Origin of the sequence: Rhodococcus qingshengii JCM 15477 (genome assembly GCF_023221595.1) — a bacterium.
GTDB classification, from domain to species: Bacteria; Actinomycetota; Actinomycetes; order Mycobacteriales; family Mycobacteriaceae; genus Rhodococcus_F; species Rhodococcus_F qingshengii.
Genome location: NZ_CP096563.1, coordinates 999,226 through 1,019,631, shown reverse-complemented (window position 1 = coordinate 1,019,631; position 20,406 = coordinate 999,226). Strand labels below are relative to the sequence as shown.

At 62.6% G+C, this 20,406-nt stretch carries 20 protein-coding genes and 1 pseudogene; 5 read left to right on the top strand and 16 right to left on the bottom strand.

Going from position 1 to position 20,406, the window contains the following annotated elements:
- Positions 1 to 62: 62 nt before the first annotated feature.
- Together M0639_RS04710 and M0639_RS04705 are read left to right on the top strand one after the other, a co-directional pair.
- Positions 63 to 473, top strand: coding sequence for a DUF302 domain-containing protein (locus tag M0639_RS04710; protein WP_003945447.1), 411 nt, complete (start codon positions 63 to 65; stop codon positions 471 to 473).
- Between the two features lie 90 nt (positions 474 to 563).
- A complete protein-coding gene (locus M0639_RS04705) occupies positions 564 to 833 on the top strand; it encodes a metal-sensitive transcriptional regulator (protein ID WP_007734349.1) in 270 nt (89 codons plus the stop codon).
- Positions 834 to 899: 66 nt separating this feature from the next.
- Here the strand turns inward: M0639_RS04705 and M0639_RS04700 are convergent, their stop codons facing one another.
- The 4 genes and pseudogenes from M0639_RS04700 to M0639_RS04685 form a co-directional block, all read right to left on the bottom strand.
- On the bottom strand, positions 900 to 1,754 hold the full coding sequence (locus M0639_RS04700; RefSeq protein ID WP_054802612.1) for an IS3 family transposase: 855 nt from the start codon (positions 1,752 to 1,754) through the stop codon (positions 900 to 902).
- Positions 1,751 to 2,062: a helix-turn-helix domain-containing protein gene (locus M0639_RS04695; RefSeq protein ID WP_231915251.1), complete on the bottom strand. Its 312-nt coding sequence runs from the start codon at positions 2,060 to 2,062 to the stop codon at positions 1,751 to 1,753. Before M0639_RS04695 ends, M0639_RS04700 begins: the two co-directional genes overlap by 4 nt.
- Before the next feature lie 66 nt (positions 2,063 to 2,128).
- Positions 2,129 to 2,230: pseudogene (locus M0639_RS04690) on the bottom strand (hypothetical protein); the annotation flags it as partial.
- A 95-nt stretch (positions 2,231 to 2,325) separates the two neighbouring features.
- Positions 2,326 to 3,129 carry an alpha/beta fold hydrolase gene (locus tag M0639_RS04685; protein WP_064073828.1) on the bottom strand — a complete coding sequence of 268 codons (804 nt, stop codon included), beginning with the start codon at positions 3,127 to 3,129 and terminating at the stop codon, positions 2,326 to 2,328.
- Positions 3,130 to 3,239: 110 nt separating this feature from the next.
- Between M0639_RS04685 and M0639_RS04680 the strand changes: the two genes are divergently transcribed.
- Positions 3,240 to 4,175 carry a methionyl-tRNA formyltransferase gene (locus tag M0639_RS04680; RefSeq protein WP_007734348.1) on the top strand — a complete coding sequence of 312 codons (936 nt, stop codon included), beginning with the start codon at positions 3,240 to 3,242 and terminating at the stop codon, positions 4,173 to 4,175.
- 44 nt (positions 4,176 to 4,219) lie between these two features.
- Here M0639_RS04680 and M0639_RS04675 read toward each other — a convergent pair whose 3' ends face one another.
- Together M0639_RS04675 and M0639_RS04670 are read right to left on the bottom strand one after the other, a co-directional pair.
- Complete coding sequence (locus M0639_RS04675) at positions 4,220 to 5,995, bottom strand: ABC transporter ATP-binding protein (protein WP_042920544.1); 1,776 nt, start codon at positions 5,993 to 5,995, stop codon at positions 4,220 to 4,222.
- A gap of 23 nt (positions 5,996 to 6,018) precedes the next feature.
- The gene (locus M0639_RS04670) at positions 6,019 to 7,773 is read right to left on the bottom strand and encodes an ABC transporter ATP-binding protein (RefSeq protein ID WP_082239007.1); all 1,755 of its coding nucleotides are present in this window, start codon (positions 7,771 to 7,773) and stop codon (positions 6,019 to 6,021) included.
- Between the two features lie 156 nt (positions 7,774 to 7,929).
- Here M0639_RS04670 and M0639_RS04665 point away from each other — a divergent pair, with 156 nt between their 5' ends.
- Both M0639_RS04665 and M0639_RS04660 read left to right on the top strand, forming a co-directional pair.
- A complete protein-coding gene (locus M0639_RS04665) occupies positions 7,930 to 8,103 on the top strand; it encodes a hypothetical protein (protein WP_164490548.1) in 174 nt (57 codons plus the stop codon).
- A 103-nt stretch (positions 8,104 to 8,206) separates the two neighbouring features.
- Positions 8,207 to 9,670, top strand: coding sequence for an alpha,alpha-trehalose-phosphate synthase (UDP-forming) (locus tag M0639_RS04660; protein WP_085989962.1), 1,464 nt, complete (start codon positions 8,207 to 8,209; stop codon positions 9,668 to 9,670).
- 88 nt (positions 9,671 to 9,758) lie between these two features.
- Here the strand turns inward: M0639_RS04660 and M0639_RS04655 are convergent, their stop codons facing one another.
- From M0639_RS04655 to M0639_RS04610, 10 genes are all read right to left on the bottom strand, one after another.
- Positions 9,759 to 10,307: a hypothetical protein gene (locus M0639_RS04655; protein ID WP_007734345.1), complete on the bottom strand. Its 549-nt coding sequence runs from the start codon at positions 10,305 to 10,307 to the stop codon at positions 9,759 to 9,761.
- Positions 10,304 to 11,107, bottom strand: a complete 804-nt coding sequence (locus tag M0639_RS04650; RefSeq protein WP_082893128.1) for a hypothetical protein — start codon at positions 11,105 to 11,107, stop codon at positions 10,304 to 10,306. The genes M0639_RS04655 and M0639_RS04650 overlap by 4 nt, the downstream gene beginning before the upstream one ends.
- Positions 11,107 to 12,501, bottom strand: a complete 1,395-nt coding sequence (locus M0639_RS04645) for an MCE family protein (RefSeq protein ID WP_064073830.1) — start codon at positions 12,499 to 12,501, stop codon at positions 11,107 to 11,109. The genes M0639_RS04650 and M0639_RS04645 overlap by 1 nt, the downstream gene beginning before the upstream one ends.
- Complete coding sequence (locus tag M0639_RS04640; RefSeq protein WP_042920418.1) at positions 12,498 to 13,745, bottom strand: MCE family protein; 1,248 nt, start codon at positions 13,743 to 13,745, stop codon at positions 12,498 to 12,500. Before M0639_RS04640 ends, M0639_RS04645 begins: the two co-directional genes overlap by 4 nt.
- Positions 13,745 to 15,049, bottom strand: coding sequence for an MCE family protein (locus M0639_RS04635; protein WP_007734341.1), 1,305 nt, complete (start codon positions 15,047 to 15,049; stop codon positions 13,745 to 13,747). The genes M0639_RS04640 and M0639_RS04635 overlap by 1 nt, the downstream gene beginning before the upstream one ends.
- Positions 15,046 to 16,104, bottom strand: coding sequence for an MCE family protein (locus tag M0639_RS04630; RefSeq protein ID WP_003945728.1), 1,059 nt, complete (start codon positions 16,102 to 16,104; stop codon positions 15,046 to 15,048). Before M0639_RS04630 ends, M0639_RS04635 begins: the two co-directional genes overlap by 4 nt.
- Complete coding sequence (locus tag M0639_RS04625) at positions 16,101 to 17,120, bottom strand: MCE family protein (RefSeq protein ID WP_064073831.1); 1,020 nt, start codon at positions 17,118 to 17,120, stop codon at positions 16,101 to 16,103. The genes M0639_RS04630 and M0639_RS04625 overlap by 4 nt, the downstream gene beginning before the upstream one ends.
- Positions 17,120 to 18,304, bottom strand: coding sequence for an MCE family protein (locus M0639_RS04620; RefSeq protein ID WP_054825144.1), 1,185 nt, complete (start codon positions 18,302 to 18,304; stop codon positions 17,120 to 17,122). Before M0639_RS04620 ends, M0639_RS04625 begins: the two co-directional genes overlap by 1 nt.
- A gap of 11 nt (positions 18,305 to 18,315) precedes the next feature.
- Positions 18,316 to 19,167 (bottom strand): MlaE family ABC transporter permease, encoded by an 852-nt coding sequence (locus M0639_RS04615; RefSeq protein WP_003945759.1) that lies wholly within the window; start codon positions 19,165 to 19,167, stop codon positions 18,316 to 18,318.
- Positions 19,168 to 19,231: 64 nt separating this feature from the next.
- Complete coding sequence (locus tag M0639_RS04610) at positions 19,232 to 19,996, bottom strand: MlaE family ABC transporter permease (RefSeq protein WP_003945687.1); 765 nt, start codon at positions 19,994 to 19,996, stop codon at positions 19,232 to 19,234.
- Positions 19,997 to 20,406 lie beyond the last annotated feature (410 nt).

Sequence of the window (20,406 nt, the reverse complement as noted above, 5' to 3'; positions counted from 1 at the left end):
TATGATGGGGACAAGAGAAATCAAAGCCGGCGACAGTGACAGCCCACGACGAGGAGTGCGCAATGACAACACCCACAGAACCGATAGCGATCGCAACCAAGGTCACCGGAACCTTCGACGACGTCGTCACCCGCACACGTGGCGCTCTCGCCGAGCAGGGCTTCGGCATCCTGACCGAGATCGACATGCAGGCAACACTCAAGGCGAAGCTGGACGAGGACATGGAAAAGTACCTGATCCTGGGTGCCTGTAACCCGCCGTTGGCCCATCGGGCAGTTTCGGTGGATCGTCAGATCGGCCTCCTGCTGCCGTGCAACGTCGTCGTCCGCGAAGATACGACTACCGAGAATTCGTTCTTCGTCGAAGCGATGAACCCTGCTCTCATGGTTCAGGTTTCCGGCGAACCCGGCCTCGAGTCCGTGGCAGCCGACGCAGCCGTCAAGTTGCGCGCGGCCGTCGACTCGCTGATCTGACACCGCAGTCGGATCAAACACTGAATCAAGCAGTGACATGCCCCCAGGGGTACCCTTGACCGCAGCACGAACACGCGAGAAGGGGCCACCATGACCGGCGACGAAGAGAGCATTGCGCTCGTATTGAACAGACTGCGTCGTGCCCACGGCCAACTTGCCGGGGTCATCTCGATGATCGAGAACGGCCGCGACTGCAAGGACGTCGTCACGCAACTCGCCGCCGTGTCCAAGGCGCTGGACCGAGCAGGGTTCAAGATCGTCGCTTCCGGGCTGCGTGAATGCCTGAGCGGTGACAGCGCGGAAGGTCAGGAACCGATGACCGAGGCCGAACTCGAGAAGCTGTTCCTGGCACTGGCCTGAAACATGAGAAGGGCCTGACCTGCAGTTTGAACTGGTCCCCGATTGTTGGACTGGCCAAACAAGAGTCTAGGCGGCGAGGGTCTGGGTTCGGTATTGCACCGGACTCAGGCCCTCGAGCCTTGTGGAGACACGTTCGGTGTTGTACCAGGGGATGTACTCCTCCAGTGCCCTAACCAGCGCATCTATGTTGAAGTATCGAACGTGGTGAAAGACTTCCTCTTTGAGATGGCCGAAGAAATTCTCGATCACGGCGTTGTCGAAGCAGTTGCCCTTCCTCGACATCGACTGGGTCGCACCGGAATCGGCGAGCAGACGCCGCCAGGACATGTGCTGGTATTGAAACCCTTGATCCGAGTGCACCATTGGCGCTTGCCCGTCTTCGAGGGACTCAATCGCCGCACGCAGGGAACTGTTAGTCAGCTGCAGGTTCGGTGACGTACCGACCGAGTAGGAAATGATTTGTCGGTCGAAAAGGTCCATCACCGGCGAGAGATACAACTTCTGTTCACCGACACGGAATTCGGTGACGTCGGTGACCCACTTCTGATTAGGCGCGCTGGCGAAGAAGTCGCGATCGAGCACATTCGGTGCAATCTTGCCGACCTCGCTCCGATAGGAGTTGTACTTCTTCTTCCGCCGCACCTGGCAACGCAGCCCGAGTTCCCGCATCAGCTTGAGCACGGTCTTCTTCGCCACCTGCCATCCGGACCGGGTCAGCACACAGTGGATGCGGCGATGCCCGTACCGGCCGTGGGCCCTGTCGAATTCCTCCGTGATCGCGGTCTTCAACTCGGCGCGGCGGTCCGGATCGCGCAGTCGCGCCTGATGGTAAAAGAACGTGGACCGGGCGAGCCCGGACACGGCGAGAAGCACCTCGAGGTGGTACTGCGCCTTGAGGGAGACGACGGCACGGACCTTCACCGTCGTTCCTGCGCCCTCAAGGCGCGCAATTTTCCCAGATACGCGACCTCCGCCCGCAATCGCTCATTCTCAGCCCGCAACCGCGCCACCTCGCTCGGTACCGATCGAGCAGATCCCGGCGGGCGTCCTACACGTTTCGACCGCAACCCGTCTTCGCCCTCGTTGCGGTACTTCCGCGCCCATGTTTCGATCAACTTCGGAGAGGACAAGCCGAACTCGCGGGCGAGCGCAACCTTCGTCTCGCCGGCCAGGAAACGCTGCACCACCTCGACCTTGAACTCGAAGGAGAACGCCCGCTTATTAGGCATGGTCACCAACGCTCCTATGCCTCGAACACACCACCGGTCGTGCAAACGGCTCACTGCAGACAGGCTCACTCCCAACTGTGCAGCGACCGCCTGCCTGCCTAATCTTGCCTCGAACAACGCTACCGCTTCGCCGCGCTGAACCTCAGTCAACGAACTTCGTGCACGCATAAAACTGCTCCCCAAGCGTCGGAACTGAATTTCTCAGTCCAACTCCTGGGGAGCAGTTCAGTTAGCAGGTCAGGCCCTTTCTCGCGTGCGGAAAACTACTTCGCCAGGAAGTCGATCAGCACCTTGTTCACGGCCTCCGGACGCTCGAGGTAGCCGTAGTGCCCGGCGTCGGGAATCTCTTCGTACAACGCCGTCGCGATGCAGTCCGCCACCTCGCGGGAGAGGTAGGGCGGGATCATGCGGTCGTCGGCGAAAGCGACGGACAGGCACGGGCGCATGATCGACTTGTACGCACCCCGTCGATCGAAGGCGCGGTCCATACCGAGCTGTGCGCGAACACCCGGTGACGTTGCGCCGCCGGTGAACTCGAAGATATCCATCCAGTCGCGCGCCGAGTGATCGTCTGCCAGCGTGGCCGGCGAAAGGTTCATCACCGCGGTCACTGCGGCACGGTACTTGGCCGGCAGAGCGACGCCACTGTCGAACAACTGGCGCTCGCCCTCGGTCAGGACCTGCTGGAAATGATCCATCCGGGCGTGGCCGGCGAGGAACACTGCTTTGCGAACCAGATCGGGCCTGGCGAGCGTCAGTTCCTGCGCCACCCGGGCGCCCATCGAGGTGCCGATGACATGGGCCGGACCGCCACCGAGGTGCTCGATCAGTCCGGCGGTGTCTGCGACCATGTCGGGCATCGTGATGCCGCCGAGGCTCTCGCCGGACGGTGCGATTCCGCGGTTGTCGAAGGTGCAGACTCGGTAGCCGGCGGCCACCAGCGCCGGGGTCTGGTGCAGATCCCAGACGCGGCCGGGGCTGCCGGTCCCCATGATGAGCACCACCAGATCTCCATCACCCTTGACCTGGTAATTGATGGGGATTCCGTTGATTGTGGCGACCGTCATGTCAGCCTTCCTCCTCGTACGTGTGATCAACAATTTTGGTTGGATAGCCTAAGCTGATGGGCGGTCGTGTGACCGCAACCCCAGCCCATGCTCGTCCAGGAGGACCCCCGTTGAGAGTCGCTACGCTCGGATACCAAACCTGGGGCCACCGTACCCTGCAGGCCTTGATCGACTCCGATCACGAGGTCGTGCTGGCAATCACACACCCGAAGAGCGAACACGTCTACGAACAGATGTGGGCGGACTCGGTTGCAGATCTGGCGGCCGAGAACGGTGTACCCGTTCACGTGGCGAACAAGCCTGACGACGCATTCAAAGCCGCGCTGGCCGAAGCAGCTCCCGACATCATCGTCGCCAACAACTGGCGTACCTGGTTGCCTGCGGAGGTCTTCGACGCACCGAAGTACGGCACCCTCAACATCCACGATTCGCTGCTGCCCAAGTACACGGGCTTCTCCCCGCTCATCTGGGCTCTGATCAACGGCGAAGAAGAAGTCGGGCTCACGGCGCACCTGATGGACGAGGAACTCGATGCGGGCGACATCGTGCTGCAGCGATCGACGACGGTCGGCCCGACCGACACCGTCACCGATCTGTTCCACCGCACGATCGACATGATCGGCCCCATCACACTCGACGCCCTGGATCTGATCGCGTCCGGCCGTACCGACTGGACGCCGCAGGACCGATCGCAGGCCACGTTCTTCCACAAGCGCGCACCGCAGGACAGCCACGTCGACTGGTCCTGGCCCGCCGAGGTCATCGAGCGTTTCGTCCGGGCACAGTCCGATCCGTACCCCAACGCTTTCGCCGAGTTCAAGGGCCAGCGCATCCGCATCCTGAAGGCGTCCGTCTCACGCGGGCACTACGGCGGAACCCCCGGCCGAGTGTTCATCCAGGAAGACGACGGCATGGTGATCGTCGCGGGCCCCGACGCGTGGTCGGGCAAGAACAAGGGACTGCGGATCGAGCGCGTCCGACTCGACGACGGCAGCGAGTACACCGCCGCCGAGTTCTTCCCCCACGGCGGCGGGTACCTCACCTGATCGCCGGATCAGACCCCCTCAGTACAAAATCCAGTACAAACCCCTCAGTCGCGACCTTCCCAGGCCGCCCACAGTTGTGCGTAACGCCCGCCCGCGGACACCAGTTCGCGGTGCGGGCCTTCTTCTACGATCTGTCCGTGTTCGAGCACGATCACTCGGTCGGCGCCCGCAGCCTGCGTAAGCCGGTGTGCGACAACCAGAGTGGTGCGGCCCTCCGTAGCGGCGTCGGCAGTCGCTTCCAGTTCCCGCGCTCCGGCGCTGCCCGCCTCCGCTGTTGCCTCGTCCAGTACGGCGACGGCGGGATCGGCCAACACCAGTCTCGCCAAAGCCAACTGCTGCGCCTGCGCCGCTGTCATCTCGTGCCCGCCTTCGCCGACGACGGTCAGCATTCCCTCGTCGAGAGCCTCCACCCACTCGTACGCGCCGACCGTCCGCAGTGCCGCGGCAACGTCCTCGTCCGAGGATTCGGGAGCCGCCAATCTCAGATCCTCGATCAGAGGTCCGGCAAAGACATGGACCTCCTGACTCACGATCGCGATGTGGCGTCGTAGGTCGTCGAGGTCGGCAAGCGGGACACCGCCGATCGACACCCGGCCCGACGTCGGAGTGATCGAACCGGCAGCGATCGCCGCGAGCGTCGTCTTTCCGGCTCCGGTCGAACCGACGAGCGCCACGCGTTCCCCCGCTCGCAGTGTGAGGCTCACTCCGTGGAGAACCTCATGACCACCGTCGTAGCTGTGCCGAATGTCATCCAGACGCAGCGAACCGTCGGCCGGAACGGAACCTGCATCCGTCGAAGGCTCCGTTTCCTCGATCTCGACGACGCCGACCAGTCGCGCGAGGCTGGCGCCGGCCGACTGCACTTCGTCGAAGGTGTAGAGCAGTGAGCCGATCGGGTTGAACAGGCGGTGGAACAGCAGGGCAGCAGTCGTCGTCTGGCCGACTGTCACGACGTCCTCACGGACCAGCAGGAATCCGACGACGAGAATCATGGACAGGCCCACGAATTCGGCGCGGTTACCTCGACCGGCGAACCTCGTGAACAGGCCGAACACTCCGACTGCCAGATCGCGCGCTTTTGCCGACGCCGCATCGATCTGCCCGAGGTGTTCCTTCTCGAGGCTGTACGCGCGGACCGTCTTCGCACCCTGGAGACTGCTGATCAGCGCTTGTGAACGAGCGCCCATCGCTACCCGCTCGGCTGCGTAAACAGGAGCCGAGCGTGGCAGGTACCACTTGAGCGCCAGCGCGTACATCGGCAGCGCGACCATTCCGGCCAGACCGAGTCGCCAGTCGAGTCCGAGCATGGTCACCATGCTCAGAGCCACGAGCAGAACCGCCGCGATCATGCCGGGAACCACGTCGGACACGGCCTTGGCGATCACCGACACGTCGTCACCAACTCGTGAGAGCAGATCGCCCTTGCCGACCTTCTCGACGGTCTGGATCGGCAGGCGCAGTGCCCGGTCCACGGTCCGCTCTCGCAGATCCGCCAGGATCGTCTCACCGAGCCGCTTGATCAGATAGGCAGCCACACCGGTGAACACACCGCCCACGATTGCGGCAGCGGCGATGATCACGACCACCCCGACGATCGTCGACGTGGGCGCGTTGTCCCGGACCCGGTCGACCAGGACGCCGAAGACGTAAATCGGCACCAAGGCCATCGCCGACGCCGAAGCCGCGACGATCAGGACCAGCAGGCTCTGCATCCGGTGTTCGGTCAGCGCCGCCCGCAACCACTTCCAGGTCTGGCGACCACTCGCGATCGGCAACAACTCGCGCTCTGTCACCTTCTCTGCGTTCTCCCCGGCCGGCATTTCGGTTGTCGTGTCCGTGGCCGTCACCGCAGCACCGCTCCTCGGTAGTTCGCGTCGCCGCGAGAGAGTTCGGAATGTGTGCCCGTCGAGGCGATCACTCCGTCGTTCAACACGATCACCCGATCCGTCACGGCCAGCAAGGCGGGGCTGCTGGTGATCAATACCGTCGTGTGGATGCCACCGGCACCCTCGTGCCGCAGTTGTGCGATTCCTTCGGCGATCGATGCCTCGGTAACCGCGTCCACCGCCGTCGTCGGATCGTGCAGGACCATCACGGGTGCCTGTGCCACCAAGGCGCGCGCGAGGGCGACGCGTTGCCGCTGGCCTCCCGACAAACTGGCGCCCCGATCGGTCACTTCGAGGTCGAGACCGTCCGGATGTGCGTCGACGACATCCGCCGCTGCCGACGCCACCAGAGCACTCTGGATGTCGAGAGCAGCGGCATCACCGGCGCCCGCGGTGACGTTCGACGCAAGCGACCCGGAGAACAGATCGGTGATGTGCGGCTCCACCAACACCGTCCGACGTGCCAATCGCAAGTCCATGTCGGACAGGCTGATTCCGCCAACCCTCACCACTCCGCGATACGCGTCCTGCGCCAGCTGACCGGACAGGACCGCGACAAGAGCGTCGGCGTCCTGCGGCTGGTAAGCCACGACGCCCAGCAGTTCTCCGGCAGGCAGATGCAGGTCGATGCCCTTGAGCGATTTGTACTCGACTCTGTCGAGAGTCAGGTCGGTGCCTTCGAGTTCGGTCTGCGAACCCGCGCCACGCAGTGGCTCCGCGTCCAAGACCAGTGCCAGTCGATCCGACGACGCTCGCGCCACCGCGAAGTATCCGGGAATGGACGCAAGCAAGCCGAGCGGTTCGATGATGAACTGCGCAAGCCCCACCACGGTGATCAGTTCACCGACCGTGATCCGGCCCTGCAACGCGAAGTATCCCGCGAAGCCCGCAACACCGACCGCGAGCAACGCACTGATGGTCGCGGCAACGCCGGTGTAGATACCGGTCGCCTTGGCCGTGCCGATCGTCGATGCGAGCGCTTGACGGCTGACCGTGCGGTAGCGCGCCGACGCGGTCTTCTCGCCGCCGATACCGCGCAGCGGACGCAATCCGCTGACCAGATCCGTAGCCATCGCCGACGCCCGAGCGATCGACGCCTGCTGGCCGGTGGCCCTCGACGTGATGAGAGGCGCCGCCAATTGCAGCAGACCGAGAATGACCGGCGTTCCGATCAGAACGGCCAGCCCCAGCCAGAGGTCGATCCACACCAACGCCACCGCCGACGCCACCGCAGCTGTCAGGGCCGCAGCGGCGCGCGGGACGATGTCCGCGATCCACGAAGTCTGCTCGGCATCGGATGTCGAGACTGTCAGCAATTCACCCGAACGCAGATCGGTGCGCACCCCACGCGGATCGAGGACGCGGTGCGCCACCTCGAGCCGGAGGCGATGAGCCTCCTGCTGCATCGCGGTGACGATGAAGCGTGCGCCGAAGCGCCAGGCGGCCGTCAGAACGAGAAAGAGAGCCGCGAGACCGACGATGGAGACGATCAGGGCCGTGGTGTCCGAAGTCTCCACCGCACGGTCGATGATCACACCGATGGAGATCGGCACCGCCGTCTCGGTCAGTTGGTGCAGACAGACCAGAACCGTGCCGATGGCGAGCGGGCCACGGTTACGGACGAGGACACGTCGCAAAATCGCAGCACCGCTGTGATTGCCACTATCCGGCTCGTCCGAGTCGACGGTCACACTCGAGGGGGTCGAACTCATGGAACTCCAAGCATCGATGGAAGCGATAAAGTTGAGTACAGAGATAAGTAAGTCGACCCTAATACATGAGCAACTAGCGTCGACACGCCCAGTTCTCATAGAGTCGCGAGTAAGAACCATTGCTTGCGCCGTGCAGGCAAGCACGAGAGGAACATGATGGCTGAGAACACGACCGTCGAAACCGAGATCGCGGACGAGGACCTCGAGCCCGTAGCGGACGAAACTGCTCGTCAGGCACAGCGCGTCGTCGCTGCCTACGCGGAAGATGCCGACGAGTGCAGGATGCTGCTCTCGATGCTCGGTATCTCCCCCGCCGCCAAGCTCGACTGAATCTTTCCCTCACCGACCGAGAAGGAACCACGTGCCTGTCAGTCCGGATTCGACCAGTTCAACCCTTTCTGACAGCGCACCTGCTTCTTCGACCGGTGAAGCCGTGTCCGGGCAGGCTGAGTTCGTTGTCGTAGCGAACCGCCTGCCCGTCGACTTGGAACGGCTTCCCGACGGCACCACCCGCTGGAAGCGAAGCCCCGGCGGACTGGTCACCGCTCTCGAGCCGATCCTGCGCAGCAATCAAGGCGCGTGGGTGGGCTGGGCGGGGGTGGCGGACGCCGAGCTCGACCCCATCGTCGAAGACGGGCTCGAGCTCTACCCCGTGCCGCTGAGCGCCGAGGAGATCAACGAGTACTACGAGGGATTCTCCAACGCCACCCTCTGGCCGCTCTATCACGACGTCATCGTCAAACCCGAGTACCACCGCGAATGGTGGAACGCCTACGTCGAGGTGAACCGGCGATTCGCCGAAGCCACCTCCAAGGCAGCGGCACAGGGCGCGACAGTCTGGATCCAGGACTACCAGCTGCAGTTGGTACCGAAGATGCTGCGGATGCTGCGCCCCGACCTGACCATCGGCTTCTTCCTGCACATTCCGTTTCCCCCGGTCGAGCTGTTCATGCAGATGCCGTGGCGCACCGAGATCGTCGAAGGCCTCCTCGGCGCCGACCTCATCGGCTTCCACCTTCCGGGTGGCGCACAGAACTTCCTGTACCTGGCCAGACGCCTTGCCGGGCAACAGACTTCACGTGGAACCGTCGGCGTCCGCTCCAAACTCGGTGTGGTGCAAGTAGGTTTCCGTAGCGTCCGCGTCGGCGCCTTCCCTATCTCCATCGACTCCGGCAAGCTCGACGAGCTCTCGCGCACCAAGGCAATTCGAGACCGCGCCAAGCAGATTCGCAAAGAACTCGGAAACCCCAAGCACATCATGCTGGGCGTCGACCGCCTCGACTACACCAAAGGCATCGACGTCAGGCTCGCTGCGCTCCACGAACTTCTCATGGAGAAGCGCATCGATCCCGCCGACACCGTCATGGTGCAGCTGGCGACCCCGAGCCGCGAACGCGTCGAAAGCTACGTACAGATGCGCGGAGACATCGAGCAGAAGGTCTCCCGGATCAACGGCGAGTTCAGCGAAGTCGGCCGCCCCGTCGTCCATTACATCCATCGGCCGATCCCACGCGACGAACTGGTCGCGTTCTTCGTCGCCGCCGATCTCATGCTCGTCACGCCGCTGCGTGACGGCATGAACCTCGTCGCGAAGGAATACGTCGCCTGCCGCAGTGATCTGGGTGGTGCATTGCTGCTCAGCGAATTCACCGGTGCCGCAGCAGAACTCCGCCAGGCATTCCTGTGCAATCCTCACGACCTCGACGACGTCAAGGATTCGATGGAGAAGGCCCTCAATCAACCGCGCGAGGACGGCCGGCGCCACATGCGTGCGCTACGTCGTCAGGTCCTGACGCACGACGTCGACCGCTGGGCGCGCTCGTTCCTCGACGCGCTCGCACACGGCGGTGCCGCAGGCCCGGCGCTGATCGCCCCGGCCGAAGCCCAAGACCACTGAGGACAGTGCACAAAGGCTGAGGCCGCGGAGAGTGAATATCCGCGGCCCCAGCCTCTTTCGTACCCGACTCCAGCCTTCGTGTGTTTGATCAGAAGGGTTGGACGTTGTTCACGAGCCAACGCCCGTCCTGCTTCTCCAGACTCATCTTCACGCGACTGCCACTGGCAACGGCTTCGGGCGATTCCGAAGACGTCGTGATCTGATTGAGGAACAGCATCGTCGTCGCGCTGTCTGCCTCGGCGTCGAGAACCGCGGCGCCCTGGACGACGACCTGAACGGTCAGCGACTTTTCCTTGGCTCCCGGAATGATCACCGACTCGATCAGGTTGGTGAACGTGCCTTGAAAATCGCCCGTCAAACCGTCTGTGGCTGCATGCAACTGCTGGTCGACGTTGTTGTAGTCGTACTGGAACATCGCTACCGCCTGATCGGAAGAGGCCTGTGCCACTTCGTCTCTGGTCTGATCGATCGCTGCGGTGTCACGCGTTCCGTCCGGACCGAAGTAGAGATACGCCGACACTGCCGCCAACGCGATGGCCACTGCACTGATGACGCACAGGATGATGGCGAGCGGTGAGGCGCGCTTCGGCTTCGGCGAAACTTGCTTGGACGTCTCGGGGTTCACTTCTGGGGTCATGGCACAAACTCCGCATTCGAGGCACGCAATTGCCCGTCGACGTCGCACATGGTGATTCGGAGTCGGTAGTTGCGTTCAGCGGGCGCTTCGTCGCCGTTCTTCTGCATCGCACGCACCGCGACCAATGAAGTCCCGCAATCGCCGTCGGATTTCTCGAACCCGGCTTCGAGCACCTCGCCGTCGGTCTGAACTCCGGCCTGCCCGAGGACGTTGACAAACGAATCCTTGCGTCCGTCGAACTGCGACTTGAACTCGTCGGTGGTGCCGGCGAGGAACTTGTCGAGGTCGGCAGCCGCTGTATCCGCGTGCAGTGTCGTCAGATTCAGTGCGGTGGTCCGGGCACCGGCCACGTAGCGGGCTCGGTCCTCGTCGGCATTGGACGCCTTGTTCCGGTCGACGAGAAGAAACACCGTCAGGGCCGCAAGAGCAACAGCGATCACCGAAGCAATGGCGATCCCGACTACCAACCCGGCCTTGGGCTTCGAACGAACAGGGGTGTCCACAGCAGTTTCTGCGGGGGTTTCGGCGGTACCGGTCGGCTCAGCCTCGGTCGTGACCTGATCACCGCTGACGACCTTCTCAGGTGGAGTATCGGGCTTGCCCAAAGCAACTGGCGCCGCCGCCTTCTGCTCAGCCACCTTCTGCTCAGCCGCCTTCTGCTCGGCTGGCTTCTGTTCGGCCGACTTCTTTTCGGTGGGCACTACTACCGCGGCAGCGTCTGCATCCGCACCCGTGGGTCCGGCGCTGCGGGACGCGCGACGGCGCACCCGCTGCCCGGCCTGTGGATCTTCGTCTGTCATCAACCCTGCTGACCCTTCATGAACTGTTCGAGACTGACGTCGCCGCCACCGAGGTTCGGTTGCGAGTACGTCCTTCCGTCCGGCCCGATGTACGTGCCTGTAATCGGATCGTACCGACGAGCCGAGACCGAAGGCGTCGACGTGTACGAGCTCGGGGTCGCGGTAATCGGTTCCGGAGGCCCGGATTGCGGGTTCGTGCCCATCGGTACGTAGCCGGAACGGCACTGTTCGACCGTCGGCGCACGACGTCCCGGATACTCCTCGCAGGGAAGGTTTCTCGCGCCGCGCACGGCGATCGGCGAATCCTGGGCAACCTGGCAGAAGAGATCCGACGGCGTCTCGATCGGTGATTCGTCCTTCGGACTGCGCCACTGCTCTGCGGGCAGGAATCCTGTAGTGCACGGCGGCGGGTCGTTGACCTCCATGTGGAAGTCCACCAGTGCACCATCCGCAGCCGGGCCGGAGCCTGCCACCGTGACCAGCGCCGCGGCCAGCGGCGGGTAGATGACCAGAATCTGCTCGATCGCGTTGTTGTAGATCACGCCGACCTGTCCGACGGACACGAGGTTCGCCAGAAGAATCGGCGATGTCGGCTGCATGTCTTGCAGAAGAGCATTCGCCTCCGCCGCTGCCGCCGGCCCCTTCTGGATGACGGCACGCAGATCAGGGTCGCTGGCTCGGAGCTGATCGGTGAACGTCACCAGATTGCTTGTCCAGGAACGGATGGCGTCGCTGCTGACCACCTGGGTGTCCAGGAGTGGACCGGCCTGCTCGATCAGGGTCTTGGTCGCGTCGGAGTTGTTGTTCGCCTCTTCGACGAACAGCCGAGCCGAGTCGATCAGCTTCTGCAGATCCGGGCCGGCACCGTTGAACGCCTTGAAGGATTCGTCGATGACGGTCTTGAGCTTGGTGTCGGAAATGCTCTGCAGCAACAGATCTGCCTGATCGAGCATCGCGCCGACATCCTGCGGAATGCTGGTTCGGTCTTCGGGAATCACCGATCCGTTTTCCAGATGCCCGTCGACCACGATCGCTCCGGAGCTGTCGGTGTGCGGAATCAGATCGACGAACTGCTCGCCGATCGCCGACACACTCTTGACCGCAGCGTCGACGTCCGAGGGCACCTTGACGCCGCTCTCGAGAGACAGACGCGCATTCACGCCCGTTTCCGACAACTCCACCGCGTTCACGACGCCGATGGTCTGACCGCGGTAGGTGACGTTCGAGTTCTTGTACAGCCCACCGGTGGCGGGCAATTCGACGGTGACGTCGTATCGGCCGATACCGACCATAGCGGGAACACGCACGTACTGAGTGGCCATCACTATCAAACCGACGACCGTCAAGACGGCGAAGATGATGAGCTGGATGCGGACGAACTTTGTGAGCATCATGGTGCCGGTGCCCCCTGAGGAAGTCCTGGAATGTTGATCGGCGGAAGTCCCGGAATCTGAATGGTATTCGGATCCGCTGCCGGAGCCTGTCCTGCGGGAGCCTGTCCGGCAGGGGCCTGTGCGGGCGGTGCGGCAGGCTTGAGCGGATCGCTCAACGGGTTGCCTGTCTGTCCGGCCAGCCCGGCCTGCTTACCCAACACGCCTTCCGGTCCGGAGAGCGTTCCGGCCAACGGAGTTCCGGTGAGGAAGTTCGCGTCCAGTCGGGGCAGCGAGATGTCGATGGTCATGGCCAGGTTGGCGTAGTCACCGCGAATGACGTTGTCGATTCCGTTCTGTGGGAACGGGAACGTCAAGAGGACTCCGAGAACCTGCGTGAGAGCGTTGCCCGAATCCGCCAACGCTTTCAGAGTCGGCGACAGCGCGCGAACGTTGGTCGCGAAATCGTCACCGCTCTCCTGGATGACGCGACTGGCCACCTCGCTGAGACCACCGAGGGAGGTCAAGGCGTTGGTGATGTCCTGACGCTGAGCGACAAGAACCTCGAGTGCCGGCGGAATACCTTCGAGTGCTTTGTTCAGGGTGTCGTGCTGGGCCTGGACCGTCGAGGACAGTCGATCGAGTCCCTCCATCGCCGAAACGATGTCGCCCCGTTGCTTGTCCAGACTGCCGACCAGCTGATCGAGCTGAGGCAGGAGGTCGCGAACCGAATCTTCACGCCCACCGAGAGCGGCGTTGAGTTCCTTCGTGATGTCCTGAACCTGAGCGAGACCGCCGCCGTTCAGTACCACCGACAGCGACGACAGCGTCTGTTCCGTCGTCGGGTAAGCGCCCGCCCGCTCGATCGGAATCAGGTCACCGGCTTCGAGTCGGCCCTCGGGCTCCTCCCCTACCGGCGGCGCCAACTCGATGTGCTGAGAGCCGAGCAAGCTGGTCTGACCGATTTTTGCCGTCGCGTTGGCCGGCAACTGAACCTCGGGATTCAGCGACACCGTCACCAGAGCGTGCCAGCCTTGAACCTCGATGTTCGAAACGCTTCCCACTGCCACGTCATCCACCCGGACGGGCGAATTCTGCGACAGCGTAGTCACGTTCGGCATCTCGATCTGAACCTCGTATGCGCCTTCGCCCCGGCCTTGAGTGCCTGGCATCGGCACCGAGTTGAGACCGTTCCATTCACAACCGCTGGCGCCGAGAGCCACTGCCGTGGCCAACACCGCAACCGTGGTCTTGCGAGCTACCCGCATCAGTTCCCTCCGCCCATGTTGAAGAGTTCGGCGAGATCCTTGGGAACACTCGTCATGGGAGCACCCGACATCGGTCCTGCGACGGTTTCCGGCTGATTCTGACTTGCCGCTTCCAATCCCGGCTCGGTGTAGACGATCTGATCCGGGAAAGCCTGCACACCCGCGACCGGGTTGAACAGGAATCCGGGGTAGTTGCCGATCATCGTGCTGAGCACCGGCCCGAGGTACTGCTTACACAGGTCGGCACTGTTCTGGGAGTTACCACTCTCGATACCTTCGATGGAACCACAGATCCACTGGATCGGATTCTTGAAGTTACTCAGTGCAATTGCGCCGGTCATACTGCCCTGAGCCGGCTTGTAGATCTGATAGAAGTTGGCAAGCGACGTCGGTCCGGAGTGCAGAACCTGCTCGATCTCCGGGCGCTTGTCAGTCAGTACCTGAGTGGCATCGGCGAGACGCGCAACCGATTCGCTCAGTCCCTCGCTGTTGTCCTTGACGAACCGCTGGACGTCGCCGACGGCCAGGTCGAGATCACTGAGGGCGGTACCCAACTCGTCGGAGCTGCTTGCGAGAACGCTTGTCACCGAAGCGAGGTGACCGCTGAACTGCACGATCTGCTCGTTGCTCGAGGACAACGCAGTGACAAACGCCTGCAGGTTCCGAATGGTGGAGAACAAATCGGTCCGGCCTTCGGACAGCGTGTGCATCGTGGCCGAGAGTTCGCGCAGCGTCGACCGAATCGACTCACCGTTACCGTCGAGGTTCGTTCCCACGGTGTCGATGAATCGACCGAGGGAACCCTGATCGTCCAGACCCTCCGGTCCGAGTGCGTCCGACAGTTTGGTCAGTTCGGTCTTGATCTCGTCCCACTCCACCGGAACGGCGGTGCGCTCGATCGGGATCTCGCCGCCGTTGGGCATCTGTTCCCCGCCGGAGTACACGGGGGTCAATTGCACGAAGCGTGCGGACACGAGGCTTTGAGCAACGATGAGCGCCTTGGCATCTGCCGGAACGTCGACGCTCGAATCGATCTTCATCTCGACGTAGGTGTCCCGATCACGCGGTTCGATCTTGGTCACCTTGCCGACGTTGACACCGAGCACTCGCACGACATCGCCCTCGTAGAGACCGGTGGTCGAGACGAAGTGCGCGGAGATCTTGGTCTTGCCCAGGCCAGGGATGAAGAGGTAGGCCGCACCGGCGACGAGCAGCGCGACCAGCACACCCGCTCCGATCAGCACCCACTTCTTGCGTGGGTTGGTGGAGCCCTGTGGATCCTGTGAAGTCATGGTCTCGGTCATTCTCCCGGCCCCCTGATCGTCGGTGGAATACCGGGGAAGAAGTCTTCCAGGTCGCCCGGAACCTGCTCGGGCGCGACGCTGGTGTCCACCAGGGTCTTCCACCAGTTGCTCGGCAGAATGTTGATGATGAAGGCGTCGAAGAACGGGCCGCTGGCCACGGTCTCACCGAGCGCGGTGATGTACGGTCCGAGTCCGTCGAGCGCTCCCGCGATGTTGTCCTTGTTCTGCTGGAGAACCTCGGCGACCGAATTCAGCTTCTCGAGGGTCGGCCCCATCTGAGCCTCGTTCTCCTGCACCAGCGCTGACAGTTGACGTGAGACTGCGCCGGTGTTGACGATCAGTTCGCTGATCGCGTCACGCCGCAAGCTCAGTTCGGCAAACAGCTTGTTGCCGTCGACCAGCAACGAATCGATCTGACCGCTTCTGTCGGAGAGGATCTTGGTGACATCTTCGGCCCGCGAGAGCAATTGGAGCAGGCTCTCGTCGCGTGAGTTGATGCTCTGCGAAAGCCGCGTCATTCCGTCCAACGCGGTGCGCAGTTCGGGCGGAGTATCGGCCAGCGTGTCCGAGATCGCGTTGAGCGAATCGTTGATCTGTTCCGTGTCGAGTTCGGACACCGTCGTCCCGAGGTCACCCAGAGCGTCGTTGAGCGAGTACGGGGAGTTGGTGCGTTCGACCGGAATCGGCGTGTCCGTCCGCAACAGTCCGGATCCTTCCGGCCGTACCGCCAACGACTTTCGCCCGAGAACCGTGTTGGTCTTGATATCAGCCGCTGTCTGCTCGCCCAGGGCGACACCGTCCTGAACGGTGAAGGTGACCAACACCTTCTGGTCGTCGAGTTCGACGTCGCTGACCTTGCCGACCTTCACGCCGGCCATGGTCACGTCGTCGCCGGTGACCAGGCCGCCGGCATCTTGGAAGTACGCCGAGTAGCGAATGCCACCGTTGATGAACTGGAGTTGATCGTATTGAAGCGCGGCACCGACGGTTGCCACCGCCAGGACGAGACCGATGACACCGATCTGTACCGGATTACGTTCACGGGTTGGGGTCATGAGACTTTTGCGCACCTTCCCGTGTCCTGAACTGCCGTGGGCAAGATGATCGTCGTCCCGTCGGGTCCGGAGAACTTGAAAGTGTTGGCGCACAGATAGAACTGGAAGAACGCTCCGTACGTGCCCACTCGGATCAGCTTCCGGTAGTCGGACGGCAGACGATCGAGAGCGGTGTTGATGTCGTCCTTGCCCAGGTCCAGCTGCGTCATCGTTCGGTTGGTCTCCCCGATCAGCGTCTGGATGTCCGGACGTGTCGCCTGCAGCAACGACGCGAGATCTCCCGTGGCACCGGCGATCTCGGTGATCGAATTACCGATCGGGCCACTGTCCTTCGCCAATCCACTGACCAACTGCTGGAGCTGATCGATCGTGGTGGAGAACTGATCGCCCTTGTCGTTGATGGTGCCGAGTACGTCGTTGAGATTGGTGATGACGTCCCCGATCAGCTGGTCTCGGTCCGCCAACGTTCTGGTGAACGAACTGGTGTTTCCCAGCAACGAAACCAGCGTTCCGCCCTGGCCCTGGAGTACCTGCAGCAGGGCCCCGGAGAGGTCGTTGACCTGCTGCGGGTCGAGCGAACGAAGCAGCGGCTTGAATCCGCCGAGCAGCAGATCCAGATCGAGAGCGGGCGACGTCTGATCGACCGGAATGGATCCTCCCGACGGAAGCATCTCGGTGGAACCGGCGCCCTCGAGCAGTTCCATGTAGCGATCGCCCACCAGGTTCTCGTAGCGCACAGTCGCTTTGGTGCTCTTCATCAGCGAGTACTTGGTGTCGACGTCGAACTCGACCTCGGCCTGGTTGGAGTCACCGATGGACACTCCGGTGACCGACCCGACCGGAACACCGGCGATGCGGACCTTGTCGCCGGACTTGAGTCCCGAGACGTCCGAGAAGGTGGCGTGAAATCCGTTGCTGCTGCTGAAGCGCACCTGACTGAAGACGATCGCCAGTCCGGCGAAGATGACCGCCATGACGACGGTGAAAATCAGCAGCTTGACCGTGGTCGGTCTCATCACTTCCCGTCTTCCTGCTCGTAGGAGTCACCGAAGAGATACTGGAAAATGGTCGGCACGGTAACGCGCAGTTCGGTGTTGGGAACGAAGGGCACGTTGCCGGTGTTGGTGACTGCGAACGGTGCATGCCCGTCGACCTTCGGATCGAATTCGGGCAGACCATAACAATTGGGTCCGCCGGAGGCCGCGACCTTGGGGAGAGATTGCGGATTCTGGTACGCCTCGGCGCCGTACATGAAGCTCGCACTCAGCATCAGTGCCGCTTTGTCACCGGTGCCTGCCAGTGGCTCGAACTTGATCCGGCCGTCGTTCAACCCGACGATGAAGCACGTCAGACCTGACGAGTACTTGTCGAGCAGGGTCGTCGTCGCGGTCAGAGTGTCGAGGGCGGTGGTCAGGTTCTGCTCGTTGTCGGTCAACAACGCGTTGCCGGTGTCCGCGAGGCCGGTGACGTTGAGCAACAGCAAGTCGAGGTTTGCCTGCTCCGCCACGATCGATCCGCTTGTCGCGGTGGCATTGTCGAGAATGCGCATCAGATCCGGTGCCACGTCGGCGTACAGATTGGTGACATCGGCGGCGCCGACCAAGTCTTCCTGGAGCTGCGGCAGAACCGGATTCATCTTCTTCAGATAGGTGTCACCGAGCTCGAGAACCTCACCCAGCGACTCGCCGCGCCCGTTGAGTGCGGTGGAGATCGCGCCGAGTGTGGCGTTGAGCTTTTCCGGTTCGATCTTCGCGAGTACGTCCGAAAGATGTTCGAAGACACTGTTGAACTCGACGGTGACGCTGTCCGAAGCGATGACAGCACCCTCCTGGATCGACTGGGTCGACGGATCGTCGGGAATCACGATGTTGACGTACTTCGCACCGAACACCGTGGTGGTCTTGATCTCCACCCGGGCGTTCGACGGAATCTTCGACATCTGGCCCGGATCCATCGCCAACTTCAGGTTTGCCTGGTCCCCGACGAGGGAGATCGATTCGACGCGGCCGACCTGCACTCCGCGCAGCTTCACCTTCGCATTCGGTTCCATGACCAGGCCGGCACGCGTGGACGTCACGGTGATGGGCGTGCTCTTGGTGAACCCACCCGAGAACATGGTGAGAGCAACGGCGACGATCGCCACGAGTCCGAGGACCAGGCCGGCTGCGGCCAACTTCTTGTGCCATCTGGGTACGGTCATCGCTTGCCCGCCTATCCCGACAGGTTGAAGTTGCCGGACCCGCCGTAGATGGCGAGTGAGATGAGCAGGGTGACCGTGACGACCGCGATCAACGAGGCGCGCACTGCGTTACCCACCGCGACACCGACGCCGACCGGGCCACCGGTTGCGTTGAAGCCGTAGTAGGTGTGGATGAGCATGACGGCCAGCGCCATGACTATCGCCTGGGCGAACGACCACAGTATGTCCGTGGGTATCAGGAAGGTCGTGAAGTAGTGGTCGTACACGCCGCCGGACTGGTTGTAGAGGAACACCGTCGCAAAGCGGCTGGCGACGAACGACGCGATGACCGCCAGTGAGTACAGCGGGATGATCGCGATCATGCCGGCCATGACGCGGGTGCTGACCAGATACGGAATCGACGGGATCGCCATCGTCTCCAGCGCGTCGATCTCTTCGGAGACGCGCATCGCACCGAGCTGCGCGGTGGAGCCGGCGCCGATGGTCGCGGCGAGGCCGATTCCGGCGATGACCGGCGCTGCGATGCGAACGTTGATGAAGGCGGCGAAGAAGCCCGTCAGTGCTTCGACGCCGATGTTGCCCAGCGAGCTGTAACCCTGAACGGCGATGGTGCCACCGGTGAACAGCGTCAGGAATCCGACGATCACGACGGTGCCACCGATGACGGCGAGCGCACCGGTGCCCATGCTGATCTCGGCGATCAGTCGCAGAGTTTCACGTGGATAGCGCATCAGCGCCTTGGGAGCGTGACCGAGAGCCTTCGCGAAGAACAGCGCTTGATCACCGATGCTGTCGATACTGCGAGAGATCGAGCCGATCTGTCGACGTGTGCGCGGGAAGCGTCCCGCTGCGGCCAACGCCATCAGATCTCCTCCCGTCTGTCGTTTGTCGTTCTGTCCACTTCGATCTCTCCGACTGCCGTGGGCCTCATCCGGCCGTCAACTTGATACCGATGGTCGTGATGAGCACGTTGACGACGAAGAGCGCCATGAACGCGAACACGACGGTCTGGTTGACCGCGTCACCGACGCTCTTGGCGCCGCCTTTGACGTTGAGTCCGAGGTAGGCCGCAACCAGGCCGGCGATCATGCCGAACAGCCCTGCTTTGACCATGGAGAGCATGAGCTCACCGAATCCGGTGAGCAGTGTGATGCCGTTGACGAACGCGCCGGGGTTCACGTCCTGGATGAACACGGAGAAGACGAAACCGCCGAGGATGCCGATGGTGCAGACCAGTCCGTTGAGAAGCAGCGCCACACCTGTCGACGCGAGCACTCGGGGAACGACCAACCGGTGGATGGGATTGATCCCGAGCACCTTCATGGCGTCGATCTCTTCGCGGATGGTTCGGGCCGAAAGATCCGCGCAGATGGCGGTTGCGCCGGCGCCGGCGACGATCAGCACTGTGACGATGGGGCCGACCTGTGTGACGGTGCCGAGGGCAGCTCCGGCACCACTGAGGTCGGCTGCACCGATCTCGCGCAAGAGAATGTTGATGGTGAAGCTGACCAGCACCGTGAACGGGATTGCGACCAGCACCGTCGGCACCATCGAGACTCGGGCCACGAACCAGGCCTGATCGATGAACTCTTGCCGCTGGAAAGGGCGGGAGAAGACTGCCCTCAAGGTTTGGGCGGACATCTGAAAGAAGCCACCGACCGCTCGTAATGGCACCTCGACGAGGTCTACCATTCGCCCTCCTCGTCCTTGGTTGCCGCAGTACTGTCTGTTCTCATAGTCCAGCCCCCGACAGCTTGTGACTCAGGTCATATTAACTAGAACGTGTTCACCTGTCAAAAACAAGTGTCCAACTCTAAGGAGTAGCCTCACGGCGCCGATCCGAAACCGGAAGATCGGAGACATGGGAAGCATCCCTTTTCGATGTGATTTTCGCCGAAATATCCTGGAAATTAATACTTTTGAATGATCGGCGCCTTTCGGCGCCAGGTTCGAAAATCAGCCATGCGAGAGCCTTGACTGGGCACGCCGATCGAATATCGCATCGTTCGCAGGAATGCAAAATTGGAACACAGTCCAGTTTTTTCGAGACCGTTGGTCTCGTTACAGAACGCAGGCAAGCTGCCGCGCCCACCGACTCGTGA